General features: G+C 58.6%; 17 protein-coding genes and 1 pseudogene. 13 read left to right on the top strand and 5 right to left on the bottom strand.

Annotated features, from left to right (window positions below; all coding sequences use genetic code 11):
* Positions 1 to 4 precede the first annotated feature (4 nt).
* From dut to AC3WMT_RS04470, 6 genes and pseudogenes are all read left to right on the top strand, one after another.
* Entirely contained in the window at positions 5 to 460 is a 456-nt protein-coding gene (gene dut, locus AC3WMT_RS04495) for a dUTP diphosphatase (RefSeq protein WP_016985816.1), read from the top strand.
* A gap of 266 nt (positions 461 to 726) precedes the next feature.
* Positions 727 to 2,103: pseudogene (locus AC3WMT_RS04490) on the top strand (phosphomannomutase/phosphoglucomutase); the annotation flags it as partial.
* 17 nt (positions 2,104 to 2,120) lie between these two features.
* Positions 2,121 to 3,026, top strand: a complete 906-nt coding sequence (gene argB, locus AC3WMT_RS04485; protein WP_003229488.1) for an acetylglutamate kinase — start codon at positions 2,121 to 2,123, stop codon at positions 3,024 to 3,026.
* A 191-nt stretch (positions 3,027 to 3,217) separates the two neighbouring features.
* Entirely contained in the window at positions 3,218 to 3,478 is a 261-nt protein-coding gene (locus AC3WMT_RS04480) for a hypothetical protein (protein WP_103302597.1), read from the top strand.
* A gap of 18 nt (positions 3,479 to 3,496) precedes the next feature.
* Positions 3,497 to 4,069 (top strand): hypothetical protein, encoded by a 573-nt coding sequence (locus AC3WMT_RS04475; protein WP_103302598.1) that lies wholly within the window; start codon positions 3,497 to 3,499, stop codon positions 4,067 to 4,069.
* Positions 4,056 to 4,439, top strand: a complete 384-nt coding sequence (locus AC3WMT_RS04470; protein WP_103302599.1) for a hypothetical protein — start codon at positions 4,056 to 4,058, stop codon at positions 4,437 to 4,439. The genes AC3WMT_RS04475 and AC3WMT_RS04470 overlap by 14 nt, the downstream gene beginning before the upstream one ends.
* An 88-nt stretch (positions 4,440 to 4,527) precedes the next feature.
* Here the strand turns inward: AC3WMT_RS04470 and pyrE are convergent, their stop codons facing one another.
* On the bottom strand, positions 4,528 to 5,172 hold the full coding sequence (pyrE, locus tag AC3WMT_RS04465) for an orotate phosphoribosyltransferase (protein ID WP_007954442.1): 645 nt from the start codon (positions 5,170 to 5,172) through the stop codon (positions 4,528 to 4,530).
* 82 nt (positions 5,173 to 5,254) lie between these two features.
* Here pyrE and crc point away from each other — a divergent pair, with 82 nt between their 5' ends.
* Complete coding sequence (crc, locus tag AC3WMT_RS04460; protein ID WP_007920349.1) at positions 5,255 to 6,034, top strand: catabolite repression control protein Crc; 780 nt, start codon at positions 5,255 to 5,257, stop codon at positions 6,032 to 6,034.
* Between the two features lie 101 nt (positions 6,035 to 6,135).
* Here crc and gltS read toward each other — a convergent pair whose 3' ends face one another.
* From gltS to rph, 3 genes are all read right to left on the bottom strand, one after another.
* A complete protein-coding gene (gltS, locus tag AC3WMT_RS04455; RefSeq protein WP_103302600.1) occupies positions 6,136 to 7,344 on the bottom strand; it encodes a sodium/glutamate symporter in 1,209 nt (402 codons plus the stop codon).
* A gap of 401 nt (positions 7,345 to 7,745) precedes the next feature.
* Entirely contained in the window at positions 7,746 to 8,114 is a 369-nt protein-coding gene (locus AC3WMT_RS04450; protein ID WP_103302601.1) for a DUF4870 domain-containing protein, read from the bottom strand.
* 28 nt (positions 8,115 to 8,142) lie between these two features.
* Positions 8,143 to 8,865 carry a ribonuclease PH gene (gene rph / locus AC3WMT_RS04445; protein WP_027610407.1) on the bottom strand — a complete coding sequence of 241 codons (723 nt, stop codon included), beginning with the start codon at positions 8,863 to 8,865 and terminating at the stop codon, positions 8,143 to 8,145.
* Positions 8,866 to 9,135: 270 nt separating this feature from the next.
* Between rph and AC3WMT_RS04440 the strand changes: the two genes are divergently transcribed.
* The 6 genes from AC3WMT_RS04440 (at position 9,136) to AC3WMT_RS04415 (ending at position 14,439) form a co-directional block, all read left to right on the top strand.
* Positions 9,136 to 9,999 (top strand): YicC/YloC family endoribonuclease, encoded by an 864-nt coding sequence (locus tag AC3WMT_RS04440; RefSeq protein WP_103302951.1) that lies wholly within the window; start codon positions 9,136 to 9,138, stop codon positions 9,997 to 9,999.
* 10 nt (positions 10,000 to 10,009) lie between these two features.
* Complete coding sequence (gmk, locus tag AC3WMT_RS04435; RefSeq protein ID WP_103302602.1) at positions 10,010 to 10,630, top strand: guanylate kinase; 621 nt, start codon at positions 10,010 to 10,012, stop codon at positions 10,628 to 10,630.
* Positions 10,631 to 10,797: 167 nt separating this feature from the next.
* Positions 10,798 to 11,061 carry a DNA-directed RNA polymerase subunit omega gene (gene rpoZ, locus AC3WMT_RS04430; RefSeq protein ID WP_007894670.1) on the top strand — a complete coding sequence of 88 codons (264 nt, stop codon included), beginning with the start codon at positions 10,798 to 10,800 and terminating at the stop codon, positions 11,059 to 11,061.
* A 57-nt stretch (positions 11,062 to 11,118) separates the two neighbouring features.
* Positions 11,119 to 13,224, top strand: a complete 2,106-nt coding sequence (gene spoT, locus AC3WMT_RS04425) for a bifunctional GTP diphosphokinase/guanosine-3',5'-bis pyrophosphate 3'-pyrophosphohydrolase (RefSeq protein ID WP_064589822.1) — start codon at positions 11,119 to 11,121, stop codon at positions 13,222 to 13,224.
* Between the two features lie 24 nt (positions 13,225 to 13,248).
* Positions 13,249 to 13,629, top strand: coding sequence for a RidA family protein (locus AC3WMT_RS04420; RefSeq protein WP_003229509.1), 381 nt, complete (start codon positions 13,249 to 13,251; stop codon positions 13,627 to 13,629).
* 69 nt (positions 13,630 to 13,698) lie between these two features.
* On the top strand, positions 13,699 to 14,439 hold the full coding sequence (locus tag AC3WMT_RS04415) for a putative periplasmic lipoprotein (RefSeq protein ID WP_103302603.1): 741 nt from the start codon (positions 13,699 to 13,701) through the stop codon (positions 14,437 to 14,439).
* Between the two features lie 136 nt (positions 14,440 to 14,575).
* Here the strand turns inward: AC3WMT_RS04415 and AC3WMT_RS04410 are convergent, their stop codons facing one another.
* On the bottom strand, positions 14,576 to 15,433 hold the full coding sequence (locus tag AC3WMT_RS04410; protein ID WP_103302604.1) for an SDR family oxidoreductase: 858 nt from the start codon (positions 15,431 to 15,433) through the stop codon (positions 14,576 to 14,578).
* Positions 15,434 to 15,557 lie beyond the last annotated feature (124 nt).

Here is a 15,557-nt window from a genome sequence, read left to right as displayed (position 1 = left end):
TTACATGCACGCTTTGCAAGCCAAAATCCTCGACCCACGCATCGGTACCGAATTCCCGCTGCCGCAATACGCCACCCCGGGCTCCGCCGGCCTCGACCTGCGCGCCATGCTGGAACAGGACATCGTGATCAAGCCGGGTGAAACCGTGCTGATCCCTACCGGTCTGTCGGTGTACATCGGCGATCCGAACCTCGCCGCGCTGATCCTGCCGCGCTCGGGCATGGGCCACAAACACGGCATCGTGCTGGGCAACCTCGTCGGTCTGATCGACTCCGACTATCAGGGTCCGCTGATGGTGTCCTGCTGGAACCGTGGCCAGACCGACTTCACCATGACCGTCGGCGAACGTCTGGCGCAATTGGTGCTGGTACCGGTGGTGCAGGCGCACTTCGAAATGGTTGAGGAGTTCGTCGAAACTGAACGCGGCACTGGCGGTTTCGGCCATACCGGCACGAAATAACAGATAACCCGTTACTGTGGCGGGGGGGCAAGCTCCCTCGCCACAAAAAATGCGCTACATCGGCAGCAGGTTTTAGCACCGCAAATCAAGGTTTTGCCGGGCGAAAGCCACGCCAGACAAGGCGTCATGGCCCTTTCACACCACGAACTCTCTGTGGAAAACGCCGTCATACCCTTCAGTTTGAGCCTGCCGTCGAACGATTCGTCGGTCTGTCCCGCCACTTTCGAGATGGAGCATTTCCGTAGATGAGCACCCCAGCCAAGATCGCCCCGAAGCTGCCCGACAGCATTTTCCGAGCCTATGACATTCGCGGCACTGTGCCGGAATTTCTCAATGCCGAAACCGCTTACTGGATCGGCCGCGCTATCGGCTCGCAGAGCCTGGCCCAAGGCGAGCCTAACGTTTCCGTCGGTCGCGACGGCCGTTTGTCCGGCCCGGAGCTGGTCGCAGAACTGATCCGCGGTATTGCCGAGAGCGGCTGCCACGTCAGCGACGTCGGCCTGGTACCGACCCCTGCGCTGTACTACGCCGCCAACGTACTGGCCGGCAAATCCGGGGTGATGCTCACCGGCAGCCACAATCCGTCGAACTACAACGGCTTCAAGATCGTGATCGCTGGCGACACCCTCGCCAACGAACAGATTCAGGCCCTGCACGAACGCCTCAAGACCAACAACCTGAGCAGCGGCGCGGGCAGCGTCACCCAGGTCGAGATCCTCGACCGCTACAACACCGAAATCGTCCAGGACATCAAACTGGCCCGGCGCATGAAGGTGGTGGTCGACTGCGGCAACGGTGCGGCCGGGGTGATCGCCCCGCAACTGATCGAAGCGCTGAACTGCGAAGTCATCCCGCTGTTCTGCGAAGTCGACGGCAACTTCCCGAACCATCACCCGGACCCGGGCAAGCCTGAGAACCTCGTCGACCTGATCGCCAAGGTCAAGGAAACCAACGCTGACCTCGGCCTGGCCTTCGACGGCGACGGCGACCGCGTCGGCGTGGTGACCAACACCGGTAGCATCGTCTACCCGGATCGCCTGTTGATGCTGTTCGCCCGTGACGTGGTCGCGCGCAACCCGGACGCCGAGATCATTTTCGACGTCAAATGCACCCGTCGCCTGGTGCCGCTGATCAAGGAATACGGTGGTCGTCCGCTAATGTGGAAGACCGGTCATTCGTTGATCAAAAAGAAGATGAAACAATCCGGTGCCCTATTGGCCGGTGAAATGAGCGGGCACATCTTCTTCAAGGAGCGCTGGTTCGGTTTCGACGACGGTATCTACAGCGCCGCACGGCTGCTGGAGATCCTCAGCAAGGAAAAATCCACGGCGGAGGAGCTGTTTGCGACCTTCCCGAACGATATTTCTACGCCGGAAATCAATATCCATGTGACCGAAGAGAGCAAATTCAGCATCATTGATGCACTGCACGACGCACAGTGGGGCGCAGGCGCTGACCTGACCACCATTGACGGCGTGCGAGTCGACTACGCCAAAGGCTGGGGCCTGGTGCGCGCATCCAACACCACACCGGTGCTGGTGCTGCGCTTCGAGGCCGATGACGAGGCTGAATTGCAGCGCATCAAGGATGTGTTTCACGCCCAACTGAAACGCGTTGCACCTGATCTCCAACTACCGTTCTGATTCACCCGGAGCCCTGAATGACCCTCGAACGCGAAGCCGCCGCCCACACCGCCCAGGTCCTGTCCGAAGCGTTGCCTTACATCCGACGTTATGTCGGCAAGACCCTGGTGATCAAATACGGCGGCAACGCGATGGAAAGCGAGGAGCTGAAAACCGGCTTCGCCCGCGACATCGTCTTGATGAAAGCCGTGGGTATCAACCCGGTGGTGGTTCACGGTGGTGGTCCGCAGATCGGTGATCTGCTCAAGCGCCTGTCGATCGAAAGCCACTTCGTCGATGGCATGCGCGTTACCGACGCCGCAACCATGGACGTGGTGGAAATGGTCCTTGGCGGCCAGGTCAACAAAAGCATCGTCAACCTGATCAACCGTCACGGCGGCAGCGCCATCGGCCTGACCGGTAAAGACGCCGGGCTGATTCGTGCTAAAAAGCTCACCGTCACCCGTCAGACCCCAGAGATGACTCAGCCGGAAATCATCGACATCGGCCAAGTGGGCGAAGTGGTCGGGATCAACACCGAACTGCTCAACCTGCTGGTCAAAGGCAACTTCATCCCGGTGATCGCGCCGATTGGCGTGGGTGAGAACGGCGAGTCGTACAACATCAACGCTGACCTAGTGGCCGGTAAAGTCGCCGAAGCGCTGAAAGCCGAGAAGCTGATGCTGCTGACCAACATCGCCGGGCTCATGGACAAGTCGGGCACGGTCCTGACTGGCCTGAGCACCCAGCAGGTCGACGACCTGATCGCCGACGGTACGATTTACGGCGGCATGCTGCCGAAAATCCGTTGTGCGCTGGAAGCGGTTCAGGGCGGCGTCGGCAGCTCGCTGATCATCGATGGTCGTGTACCGAACGCGATCCTGCTGGAAATCTTCACCGATACCGGCGTGGGTACGCTGATCAGCAATCGCAAGCGTCCCTGATTGCTGAAACACAAAAGATCGCGGTCTGCGGCAGCGCCTGCAACACAGTACGAAAGTGCTGTAGGAACTGACGAAGTCCGCGATCTTTTTTATGCGCGCAGGAAGTTTCTGACTTCACTAAGCGAAACGTCCGACAGCCCATCAGAACAAATCTCCCTAGGATCTTCCCTTCACCTACCGGAGATCTACCCATGCAAAAAGACTACGTTCCCTATGGCAGTGATGTTGCCCCAGGCACCTACGAGTGCGTGGATTGCGGCCACCAGTATTCCAATCAAGCCAAAACCTCGATGCCGCCCTGCCCGCAATTTCGCAAGACCGCGCACGTTCTGAACGGCTGGAAGATCCTGACCGGACAAGGTGACGCGCCTAATGATCCCTATCCACAGAAAACCGATAAGCCTTCCGGCATCAAGAGCGCCGAGGTCATTAGGCCCTCGCACAAAAAATAATCCCGGAGCGCCTGAGCCATGCAGATCTCGTTCACGATCGACGCCGACGCTTTCGAGCAAGAACAAAAGGAACCGGTCAAGAAGACCTTGCGGATTGGCGATGCGGAAATCACCCACGCCCTGCAGCGTATCGCCAAGGCCAGCCTGACCGAATACCTGAAAATGCTGGTCGAGGGCGGCATGCCCAGCCGGGCCGACGAGGCCAAACAGGACCGCCTGCTCTATCTGATTCAAAGTTACTTTGGGCAGACATTGCCGACAGAGTCGCAGATCTCGACAATCTTCCAACTGACCCAGAGCCAAAGCAAAACCTTGCTGAAGAACACCGTGTCGCGCTTCCGCAATCAACTCGACGACATCCTGCAGCACAGCATGCGCGCGGTCGTCGAGTCTGCGGAACATGCGAAGGATGTCTATCTGGTGGTCATCAGTTCAGACGTGATTCGCGATGAACTGAACATGCTGATTACACAAAACGAGCCGACCTTCAAACCCATCACCAAGCGCAAAGGCAGCGCCGGGCAATTCGAGATCAGTGAGGATTCCCACGATTTACTGTGTGCCACGCTGGGGCTCAATGCCGTTCGGTGACATCGTCGCGGTCAGTGGCTTGCTGCTGACCCTGACCACTTTCCTGTTCAATCTGGCTTGGCCCAGGCTCAATGAAGCCTTGGCACTGGATGAATACCAACAAGGCCTTCAGGTGAGAAAACGCAGCAGAGAAAAGGTCATGGGGACTTTTTTGAACTGTGGGTTGCCGCTGACATGCGCCTTTGCAGCGCTGTTTTACGTCAACCTCCCCGCCGCCGTGCGCATTATTCGCAGCAGCACGCTGGATCTGTGGGACTTTGACGTTGATCGCACGCTGTACGTGATGGTGGTGCTGGCGTTGCTGGCGTTTGCACTGATCAACGCGAGATTGACCCTGAGACTGCTGAAAAAATGGAGCAACCTGCGCTAGCGCAGACAAAAAGACCCCGTTCATCCTGAATGAACGGGGTCTTTCACTATGAAGCACTTTTTGTGGCGAGGGAGCTTGCTCCAGGCAATTACACGCCGAACTGGGCGCGGTACGCTTCCACGGCAGGCAAATGCTGCTTGAGCTGTGGGTCATCAGCGAGGAATTCCAGAACCTGATTCAGCGAAACAATGCTGATCACTGGAATACCGAAGTCGCGCTCGACTTCCTGGATCGCCGACAATTCACCGTTGCCACGTTCCTGACGGTTCAGGGCGATCAGCACGCCTGCGGCCTTGGCGCCATCCTGGGAAGCGATGATCTGCATCACTTCGCGGATCGCGGTGCCGGCGGTGATCACGTCATCGATGATCAGCACTTCGCCGGTCAACGGTGCACCGACCAGGCTGCCGCCTTCGCCATGGGCCTTGGCTTCCTTGCGGTTGAAGCACCAAGGCAGGTCACGGTTGTGGTGTTCAGCCAACGCGACGGCGGTGGTTGCCGCCAACGGGATGCCTTTGTAGGCCGGGCCGAACAGCACGTCGAAGGGAATGCCGCTCTCGGCAATGGCTGCGGCGTAGAAACGCCCCAGCTGCGCGAGGGCCGAGCCCGAGTTGAACAGGCCGGCATTGAAGAAGTAGGGACTGGTGCGCCCGGACTTCAGGGTGAACTCACCGAAGCGCAAAACGCCGCGATCGATGGCAAAACGAATGAAATCGCGCTGATACGCTTGCATGAAAAAAACCCCAAATACCACGGATTTAGCTAATTAGCTTGACGCCGTGTATCATACACGCACGCGATTTTTGGGGCCATTTATGCGGATCATCAGTGTGAACGTCAATGGTATTCAGGCGGCAGTCGAGCGTGGTTTGCTCAGTTGGCTGCAAGCACAGAATGCCGACGTCATCTGCCTGCAGGACACCCGTGCCTCCGCCTTTGAACTGGATGACCCAGCCTTCCAACTGGATGGCTACTTCCTTTATGCCTGCGATGCTGAAGTCCCTGCCCAAGGTGGCGTGGCTTTGTATTCGCGGTTGCAACCGAAGGCTGTCATCAGCGGTCTCGGTTTCGAGACGGCCGACCGCTACGGGCGCTACCTGCAAGCAGATTTCGACAAAGTCAGTATTGCCACCTTGCTGCTTCCTTCCGGGATGAACGGCGATGAGGACTTGAACCAGAAGTTCAAGCTCATGGACGACTTCGGCAAGTATCTGGACAAACAGCGGCGTAAACGTCGCGAGTACATTTACTGTGGCTCGCTGTACGTGGCGCAGCAGAAGCTCGACATCAAGAACTGGCGCGACAGCCAGCAATCCCCGGGCTTCCTGGCGCCAGAACGCGCCTGGATGGACGAGATTGTCGGCAACATGGGCTATGTCGACGCCCTGCGCGAAGTCAGCCGCGAAGGCGACCAGTACAGCTGGTGGCCGGACAACGAACAGGCCGAGATGCTCAATCTCGGCTGGCGCTTCGACTACCAGATCCTGACCCCGGGTCTGCGCCGCTTTGTACGCAGCGCACGCCTGCCACGTCAGCCACGGTTCTCGCAGCACGCGCCGCTGATCGTCGACTACGACTGGACGCTGACCATCTAAGCGTCGATTCGCAGACATGAAAAATGCCCGTATCAAACGATACGGGCATTTTTTTATGCGCTAACCCACGCTAAAGCCGATCGCCGGACATGAACCGGGGATCAGACGGCAACGAAAAACGGCAGTACCAGGTACAGCTTGATAACGATCACGTTAATGATGTCGATAAAGAACGCCCCCACCATCGGCACCACCAGAAACGCGATCTGCGAAGGCCCGTAGCGCTGAGTCACCGCCTGCATGTTGGCGATGGCCGTTGGCGTCGCACCTAGCCCGAAACCGCAGTGACCTGCTGCCAGTACCGCCGCATCGTAGTTACTACCCATCATTCTGAATGTCACGAAGATCGCGAACAGCGCCATGACCAAGGCCTGTACCGCCAGGATGATGAAAATCGGCAACGCCAGAGCGGCCAGATCCCACAACTTGAGCGACATCAAGGCAATTGCCAGGAACAGCGACAGGCTGACATTTCCCAGCACAGAGACTTCTCGCTCGAAGACCTGATACAAGCCCAACGCTGACAAGCCGTTACGCAGCACGACCCCGACGAACAGCACGCAGACAAACGTCGGCAACTCAAAAGCCGTTCCTTGCAACAGGCCATTCAAGAGATTGCCGCCCAGCAGGCTGACTGCGATCAAAGCCAGCGTCTCGATAAACGAAAACGGCGTAATCGAGCGCTCTTTATTCGGCTGCTCAAATCCCTTTGGCAAACGTGGCGTTTCCTGTGGATTGCAGCCCGGCACTTGAACACGCCTGATCAGCAGACGAGCCACCGGACCACCAATCAAGCCACCCAGCACCAGGCCAAACGTCGCAGAGGCAATCGCCAGTTCGGAAGCCGATGCCAAGCCATATTTCTCGCTGAACACCGTTCCCCACGCAGCGCCTGTGCCGTGGCCACCCGCCAAGGTAATCGAGCCCGTCAGCAGGCCCATCAACGGATCCAGCCCGAGCATTGTCGCAAGGCCGATGCCCATGGCGTTCTGAACGACCAGAAGGCCGGTTACCGCCAATAGAAATATGCCTACGACCCGACCACCCTTCTTCAGGCTGGCGAAGTCCGCACTCAATCCGATGGTGGCAAAAAATGCCAACATCAAAGGAGTTTGCAGGGAAGTATCGAATCGAATTTCAATTTCGAAAGTGCGCAATAGCAATAAAACCAGAGCAACCACTAAACCGCCCGCGACGGGCTCCGGGATATTGTAATTACGCAAACATCCGACACGTGCAACAAGTCCGCGCCCCAGCAGAAGTACCAAGGAGGCGGCAACAAGCGTTCCATAAAAATCGAGCTGAATCATTGGGATTATTCTTGGCTATATATTCAGAGGCGCACTTTTTACCTGGGCACGCCCCATGAATCGGCTGATCGTCTCAACACTGATTGCTGTGAAATTCAAGAACCTTCGATGGTCTGAATATATCGAAATATTTCAACAGGAATATAACGTGCGACGACTTTAACAATCACGAACTCTAATTGCCAAGATCGTGCACAGCACTAAGGCTGCGCAGTTGTGACTAAAAGTGTAAAACCGAAAATGATGTTACAACCTATTTGTCCGCTTATCGCAAGCAGACTAATCTTACGCGCCAGGAAAACTATTTCAGTTGCAAAAATACAAATGCCCTGACAAGTCAGGGCATTTATTTTAAAGCACTACGAACTTCAACAATTCCCAGGGGAAATGTGCACTGATCGTTATTTGATCAAGCGCCAAGTGAACGGATAACGATAAGGAAAACCTTCGTTGGCCTTCACTCCGGCGATGATCGTCAACACCAGCGCACCGATGGCCAGCAGACCGAGCAGGAAGAAACCGATGATCAACACCATCAGCAGCAGAGAGATCGCTGCAGCAATCGCCACGGTGATCTGAAAATTCAGCGCTTCCTTGCCCTGGGCATCAATGAACGGATCCGACTCGCGCTTCATCTGCCACAGGATCAACGGCCCGATCAGATTACCGAACGGAATCCAGATCCCCAGCAAGGCGGACAGGTGACAAAACATCGCCCATTGGCGAACCTCCTGGCTCGGTTTGGGCAGCAACTCTTGCTCGTCACTCATCGCGTCCTCCTTGCGGGTTGGAACCTGCTCAGTCGGCCAGTGCGGCCTTCTGCAGTTCGAAAATTTCGTTCATGCCTTTCTTGGCCAGCTCCAGCATGGCGTTCAAGTCTTCAGGCTGGAACGGCGCGCCTTCGGCGGTGCCCTGCACCTCGATGAAACCGCCGGTGCTGGTCATGACCACGTTGAGGTCAGTCTCGGCGGCGGAATCTTCAAGATAGTCCAGATCCAGCACAGGCTCACCCTGATACATGCCGACCGATACCGCGCCGATCATTTGCTTGAGCGGGTCGCCGCCTTTCAGGCCGCCGCGCTTCTTGATGACCTTCAACGCATCGACCAGCGCGACCATGGCACCTGTGATGGACGCGGTGCGGGTGCCGCCGTCAGCCTGGATCACGTCGCAGTCGACGTACAGCGTCACGTCGCCCAGCTTCGACATGTCCAGCGCAGCGCGCAACGAACGGCCGATCAGACGCTGGATTTCCAGGGTGCGGCCGCCTTGCTTGCCACGGCTCGCTTCACGCTGGTTACGCTCGCCAGTGGCGCGCGGCAGCATGCCGTACTCGGCAGTCAACCAGCCCTGGCCCTGGCCCTTGAGGAAACGCGGCACGCCGTTTTCGACGCTGACGGTGCAGATGACTTTGGTATCACCGAACTCGACCAGTACGGACCCCTCGGCGTGTTTGGTGTAGTTGCGGGTAATGCGGATCGAGCGGAGCTGATCGGCAGCGCGACCACTTGGACGTTTCATAGGGAATACCTGTACTAGGGACGGAAAACTGCCGAGCATTATAGAGCGCTGCACCGTCACTGGGCACTTGTTAAAAATCCGCGCCGACGACCGAAGCACCTGAACCACGCATTACCGACGGGCTGCAGCCCTTTGTCACACCGTGTGTTTGGGCGCATTCGCCGCACTGCGCTACAATCCTGCGCCTTTGCTGCCAGTCGGCTTAAATTCATTCATATCGCGCCCGTGGAACTGCAGTTCCGCGCCGATCTGCATTGCGAGGTCACCGCCATGGTGCACAGCATGACCGCCTTCGCCCGCGTCGAAAAAGCCGGCGTCCAGGGCACCCTGAGCTGGGAATTGCGCTCGGTCAACAGCCGCTATCTGGAACCGCACCTGCGCCTGCCGGAGTCGTTCCGCGACCTTGAGGGCGCCGTCCGCGAAGCCCTGCGTCAGGGCCTGTCGCGAGGCAAACTGGAATGCACCCTGCGTTTCACCGAAGAAAGCACCGGCAAGCCGCTGCAAGTTGATCGCGAGCGCGCCGCGCAATTGGTCGCCGCCGCCGAAACCGTTGCCGGGCTGATCAAGAATCCGGCCGCGCTGAACCCGCTGGAGGTGCTGGCATGGCCTGGCGTGCTGGTTGCTGATGCAAGCGATCCGCAAGCGCTGAATGCCGAAGCCCTCGCACTGTTCAATCAAGGCCTGAAAGATTTGAAAGCGGGCCGCGAGCGTGAAGGCTCAGAGCTGGCTCGACTGATCAACGAACGCCTGACGTCCATTGAAGAAGACGTCGTGACCCTGCGTGAACTGGTACCGCAGATGCTCGCGACCCAGCGCCAGAAGGTTCTCGACCGCTTCGCCGACATGAAGGCCGAACTGGATCCGCAGCGCCTGGAACAGGAAATGGTCATCCTCGCGCAAAAAAGCGATGTGGCCGAAGAGCTGGACCGCTTGAGCACCCATATCATCGAAGTTCGCCGGGTACTCAAGTCCGGTGGTGCGGCCGGGCGCCGCCTCGACTTCCTGATGCAGGAACTCAACCGCGAAGCCAACACACTGGGCTCCAAGGCCTTCGACCCGCGCAGCACCCAAGCCGCCGTCAACCTCAAGGTGTTGATCGAGCAGATGCGCGAACAAGTGCAGAATATTGAGTAAGGCAACAGACATGACCCACAGCACCGGCACCCTGTACATCATTTCCGCGCCATCGGGTGCGGGCAAAAGCAGCCTCGTCAAAGCTTTGACCGATGCCAATCCGGAGATTCGCGTATCGATCTCCCACACCACACGCGCCATGCGTCCGGGTGAAGTGGACGGCGTTAACTATCACTTCGTGACCCGCGAAGAGTTCGTGAAGATGGGCGAGCACGGCGACTTCCTCGAACGCGCCGAAGTCTTCGGCAACTTCTACGGCACCTCGCAAAGCCGCCTGCAGCAAACCCTGGACGAAGGTCACGACCTGATTCTGGAAATCGACTGGCAAGGCGCCGAGCAAGTGCGCAAGCTGATGCCGCAGGCACGTTCGATCTTCATCCTGCCGCCGTCGCTGCAAGCATTGCATCAGCGCCTGACCAACCGCGGCCAGGACAGCGACGAGATCATTGCCGGGCGGATGCGCGAAGCCGTCAGTGAAATGAGCCACTATGTCGAGTACGACTACCTGATCATCAACGATGATTTCGGCCACGCGCTGGACGATCTGAAGGCGATTTTCCGTGCCAATCAGTTGCAGCAGAAACGCCAACAGGTGCGTTTCGGCAAATTACTGGCCGAATTGCTCGGCTAATCAGCACTTCCCAAAACCGCTGCAAGGGCTTTACATTGGCACTTGCGGCGCGTTGAAGGGCTTGGTTAAAAAATCAGCGCTTCCCTAATCGCTGGTGATTTTTTAAACTGTTGAGTCCGCTCGCCCAACCGGGCAGCGCGCATATTGCATTCGCTCCGAGGAATACCATGGCCCGCGTAACCGTTGAAGACTGCCTGAACCACGTGGAAAACCGTTTTGAGCTGGTCATGCTCTCTACCAAACGTGCCCGTCAACTGGCCACCGGCGGCAAAGAGCCACTGGTTCAGTGGGAAAACGACAAGCCTACCGTTGTAGCGCTGCGTGAAATCGCTGAAGGCCTGATGAGCTACGAGTTCATCGCCAACGCTGAAATCGTCGAAGACGAACCGCTGTTCGCAGCGTTCGAGGACGAGTCCAACGAGGCCGTCTAAGCCTATGCCTGGTCGACGTAGCACGGCGCGGGATCACAGCCTACGGCAGGAATCATCATGCCGAGCATAGACGCCCTCGCCGATCGCTTATCGACCTACCTCGGCAATGACCAGGTCAACCTGGTCCGCCGAGCGTATTTCTACGCCGAACAAGCCCACGACGGCCAGCGCCGCCGCAGCGGCGAGGCGTACGTCACGCATCCTCTTGCCGTGGCCAATATTCTTGCCGACATGCACATGGACCATCAGAGCCTGATGGCCGCGATGCTGCATGACGTGATCGAAGACACCGGTATCGCCAAAGAAGCGCTGCAAGCGCAGTTCGGTGAAACCGTGGCCGAACTGGTCGACGGGGTCAGCAAACTGACCCAGATGAATTTCGAGACCAAGGCCGAAGCACAAGCCGAAAACTTCCAGAAAATGGCCATGGCCATGGCGCGCGACATTCGCGTGATCCTGGTCAAGCTTGCCGACCGTCTGCACAACATGCGCACGCTGGAAGTGCTGTCCGGCGAAAAACGCCGACGGATCGCCAAGGAAACCCTCGAAATCTACGCGCCCATCGCCAACCGGCTGGGCATGCACGCGATCCGCATCGAATTCGAAGACCTCGGCTTCAAGGCCATGCACCCGATGCGTTCCGCGCGGATCTACCAGGCCGTCAAGCGCGCCCGGGGCAACCGCAAGGAAATCGTCAACAAGATCGAAGAGTCCCTCGGCCATTGCCTCGCCATCGACGGCATCCAGGGTGAAGTCAGCGGTCGCCAGAAACACCTCTACGGCATCTACAAGAAAATGCGCGGCAAGCGTCGAGCCTTCAACGAGATCATGGACGTCTACGCGTTCCGGATCATCGTCGACAAGGTCGATACCTGCTACCGCGTGCTAGGCGCTGTGCATAATTTGTACAAACCGTTGCCGGGGCGCTTCAAGGACTACATCGCGATTCCCAAGGCCAACGGCTATCAGTCGCTGCACACCACGCTGTTCGGCATGCACGGCGTACCGATCGAGATCCAGATCCGCACCCGCGAAATGGAAGAGATGGCCAACAACGGCATTGCCGCCCATTGGCTGTACAAATCCAGCGGTGACGAGCAGCCGAAAGGCACTCACGCCCGCGCCCGCCAGTGGGTCAAAGGCGTGCTGGAAATGCAGCAACGTGCCGGCAACTCGCTGGAATTCATCGAGAGCGTGAAGATCGACCTGTTCCCGGACGAGGTCTACGTGTTCACGCCCAAAGGCCGGATCATGGAGCTGCCAAAAGGCTCCACGGCGGTCGACTTCGCCTACGCGGTGCACACCGACGTCGGCAACAGCTGTATCGCCTGCCGGATCAACCGCCGCCTCGCACCGCTGTCCGAACCGCTGCAAAGCGGCTCCACGGTCGAGATCGTCAGCGCCCCCGGTGCACGACCGAACCCGGCCTGGCTCAACTTCGTCGTCACCGGCAAGGCGCGAACGCACATTCGCCATGCGCTGAAACTGCAACGCCGCTCGGAATCCATCAGCCTCGGCGAACGCCTGCTGAACAAGGTCCTCAACGGTTTCGACAGCGCGCTGGAGAAGATCCCGGCCGAACGCGTAAAAGCGATGCTCACCGAGTACCGCCTCGAACTGATTGAAGACCTGCTCGAAGACATTGGTCTGGGCAATCGCATGGCCTACGTCGTCGCCCGCCGCTTGCTCGGTGAAGGCGAACAACTGCCGAGTCCGGAAGGCCCGCTGGCGATTCGCGGCACCGAAGGTCTGGTTCTCAGCTACGCCAAATGTTGTACGCCGATCCCGGGCGACCCGATTGTCGGGCATCTGTCGGCGGGCAAAGGCATGGTCGTGCACCTCGACAACTGCCGCAACATCAGCGAAATCCGGCACAACCCGGAAAAATGCATCCAGCTCTCGTGGGCCAAGGATGTCACCGGCGAATTCAACGTCGAGCTGCGCGTCGAGCTGGAACACCAGCGCGGCCTGATCGCTCTGCTGGCCAGCAGCGTCAACGCGGCCGACGGCAATATCGAGAAAATCAGCATGGACGAACGCGATGGTCGCATCAGCGTTGTCCAGTTGGTGGTCAGCGTCCACGACCGTGTGCACCTGGCCCGCGTGATCAAGAAACTGCGCGCCCTGACCGGGGTAATCCGCATTACCCGCATGCGTGCATAACTCACACCTAACAAGGAGTCATACATGACCAAGACTGTTATCACCAGCGACAAGGCCCCGGCCGCCATCGGTACTTACTCCCAGGCGATCAAGGCTGGTAACACCGTCTACATGTCGGGCCAGATTCCTCTGGACCCAAAAACCATGGAACTGGTTGAAGGCTTCGAAGCCCAGACCGTCCAGGTGTTCGAGAACCTCAAAGCCGTGGCCGAAGCTGCCGGTGGTTCGTTCAAGGACATCGTCAAACTGAACATCTTCCTCACCGACCTGAGCCACTTCGCCAAGGTCAACGAGATCATGGGCAAGTACTTCGACCAGCCATACCCGGCCCGCGCCGCCATCGGCGTAGCTGCCTTGCCAAAGGGTTCGCAGGTTGAAATGGATGCCATTCTGGTCATCGAGTGATGCGCACGGCGCGGCCTTCAAACGCCGCGCCGACTGCTCAGCAAGACAAGGTTTTGAAAGGATTCCACCATGCGCAAAGCGCTAGCTCTCCCGCTGCTCGCCATTTTCCTCGGCGGCTGCGCCAGCAACCCTGCCGACCGTGACATCAGCGGCACCTGGATCAACCAGGTGGCGATCGATGCTGCCACCAAGGGCGGCTCCCTGCGCGAAGCGCTTCAGGCCTACGGCCCGAATCTGGAATGGGATATCAACACCAAGGCCAGCCAGGCCCGCTACACCAACGGTTTCGAGAACGTCGAAGGACGGCTGCTGGGTGAGAAATCCGGCGCCTGGAAAGTCGACTTCTATGGCAGCTCCGCCAGCGAGCTGAAACGTGATGGCGGGCAACTGCAGCAAGCCGCCAGCGACAACGAACCGGAACAGGTCTTCGACCGCGCCCAGATCCCGGTGCCGGAAGGCGCACCGATCGGCGCCAGTTTCGAACGCGCGCTGTATTCCGCTTACATGGGCGGCAGCTGGAAAATCGCCAGCGGCCAGGGTGAAGGCAACACCGTGCAGTTCCAGGCCGATGGCCAGGTCTCCGGTTTGCCGGGTGCCGATCGCTATGCCCTGTGCCTGGCGGGTGACTGCGCATCGATGAGCAGCACCAATGACAATATGTGGCTGCAGCTCAATGGTCAGGGCAACGCCTACATCTTTGCGCGCAAGGGCAAGGAACTGGAGATCTTCCAGGCGGTAAACACTGCATTGGCTGATGAAATGCCGCAGTACACGCCGGGCGAACGCAAGTGGTTGCTCGAAAAGCAGTAAGCACACGCTTAGAACAACATAACCCTGTGGGAGCGGGCTTGCCCACGATGAGGCCATCAGACTCAACACTTGTGTTGACTGCCATGCCGCCATCGCGGGCAAGCCCGCTCCCACACTGGTTTGTGGTGTGCGGGAGTCAGCACTTACCTTCAAGAATTGCGGCATAACCTTCGCGGTAGCTTGGGTAAGTCGGCGTCCAGCCCAACGCTTTCGCCCGGGCGTTGCTGCAACGCTTGCTGCCGGTGCGCCGAACGCTGGCATCTTCCGCCCATTCGGTAACGCCCAGATACTCGCGCAGCCAGCCCACCACTTCGGCCAACGGCGCCGGTGCATCGTCGACGCCGATGTAGAAATCCTCCAGCTTCACGCCCTGCCGAGCCTTCTCCAACAGGAATGCCAGCAAACCGGCCGCATCGTCAGCATGAATCCGATTGCCATACAGCGGCGGCTCCACCGCCACGCGATAACCGCGACGCACTTGAGTCAACAACCATTCGCGGCCCGGGCCATAGATGCCAGTCAGACGCAGAATGCTCGCCGGAATGCCGCTATTGAGCGCCACCTGCTCAGCCTCCAGCATCAAGCGCCCGGAATAACCGGCGGCGACGGTCTCTGAGTGTTCATCCACCCACTCCCCATCCTGCTGTCCATAAACGCTGCTGCTGGACACAAAGATCAGCCGCTCCGGCACCTGACCATAGTCGTCGAGCCAGCTCAGGACATTCTGCAAACCCTGCACGTAAGCGGCGCGATAACCAGCCTCGTCGTGATCGGTGGCTGCCGCGCAATACACCAGATAGTCCACGGCACCCACCGGCCAGGTCGCCGGACAGTCTTCGTTGAACAGGTCGCCGGCGACGCCGATCACATCGTCGGGCAGCTTCGAAACATCCCGGCGCAAGCCATGAACTTCCCAGCCAGCCGCCAGCAATTGCTTGGCCAGACGACTGCCGACATCACCACAACCGGCAATCAAAACAGAAGGCGCGGACATCAAAAAACTCCTATCGGAAAGATACAGACTAGCGCTGGCAAAGGACGGGCGGCTAGCAATGAAGGAAAAAAAGATACTCTATTACTTTTGTTAACAAGAATTACTTGCAATAATGCACGCCACT

The sequence above is a fragment of the Pseudomonas sp. FW305-7 genome (genome assembly GCF_058786735.1).
The sequence above is the reverse complement of the archived record's forward strand: the minus strand, read 5'-3'. Positions and strand labels throughout refer to the sequence as shown.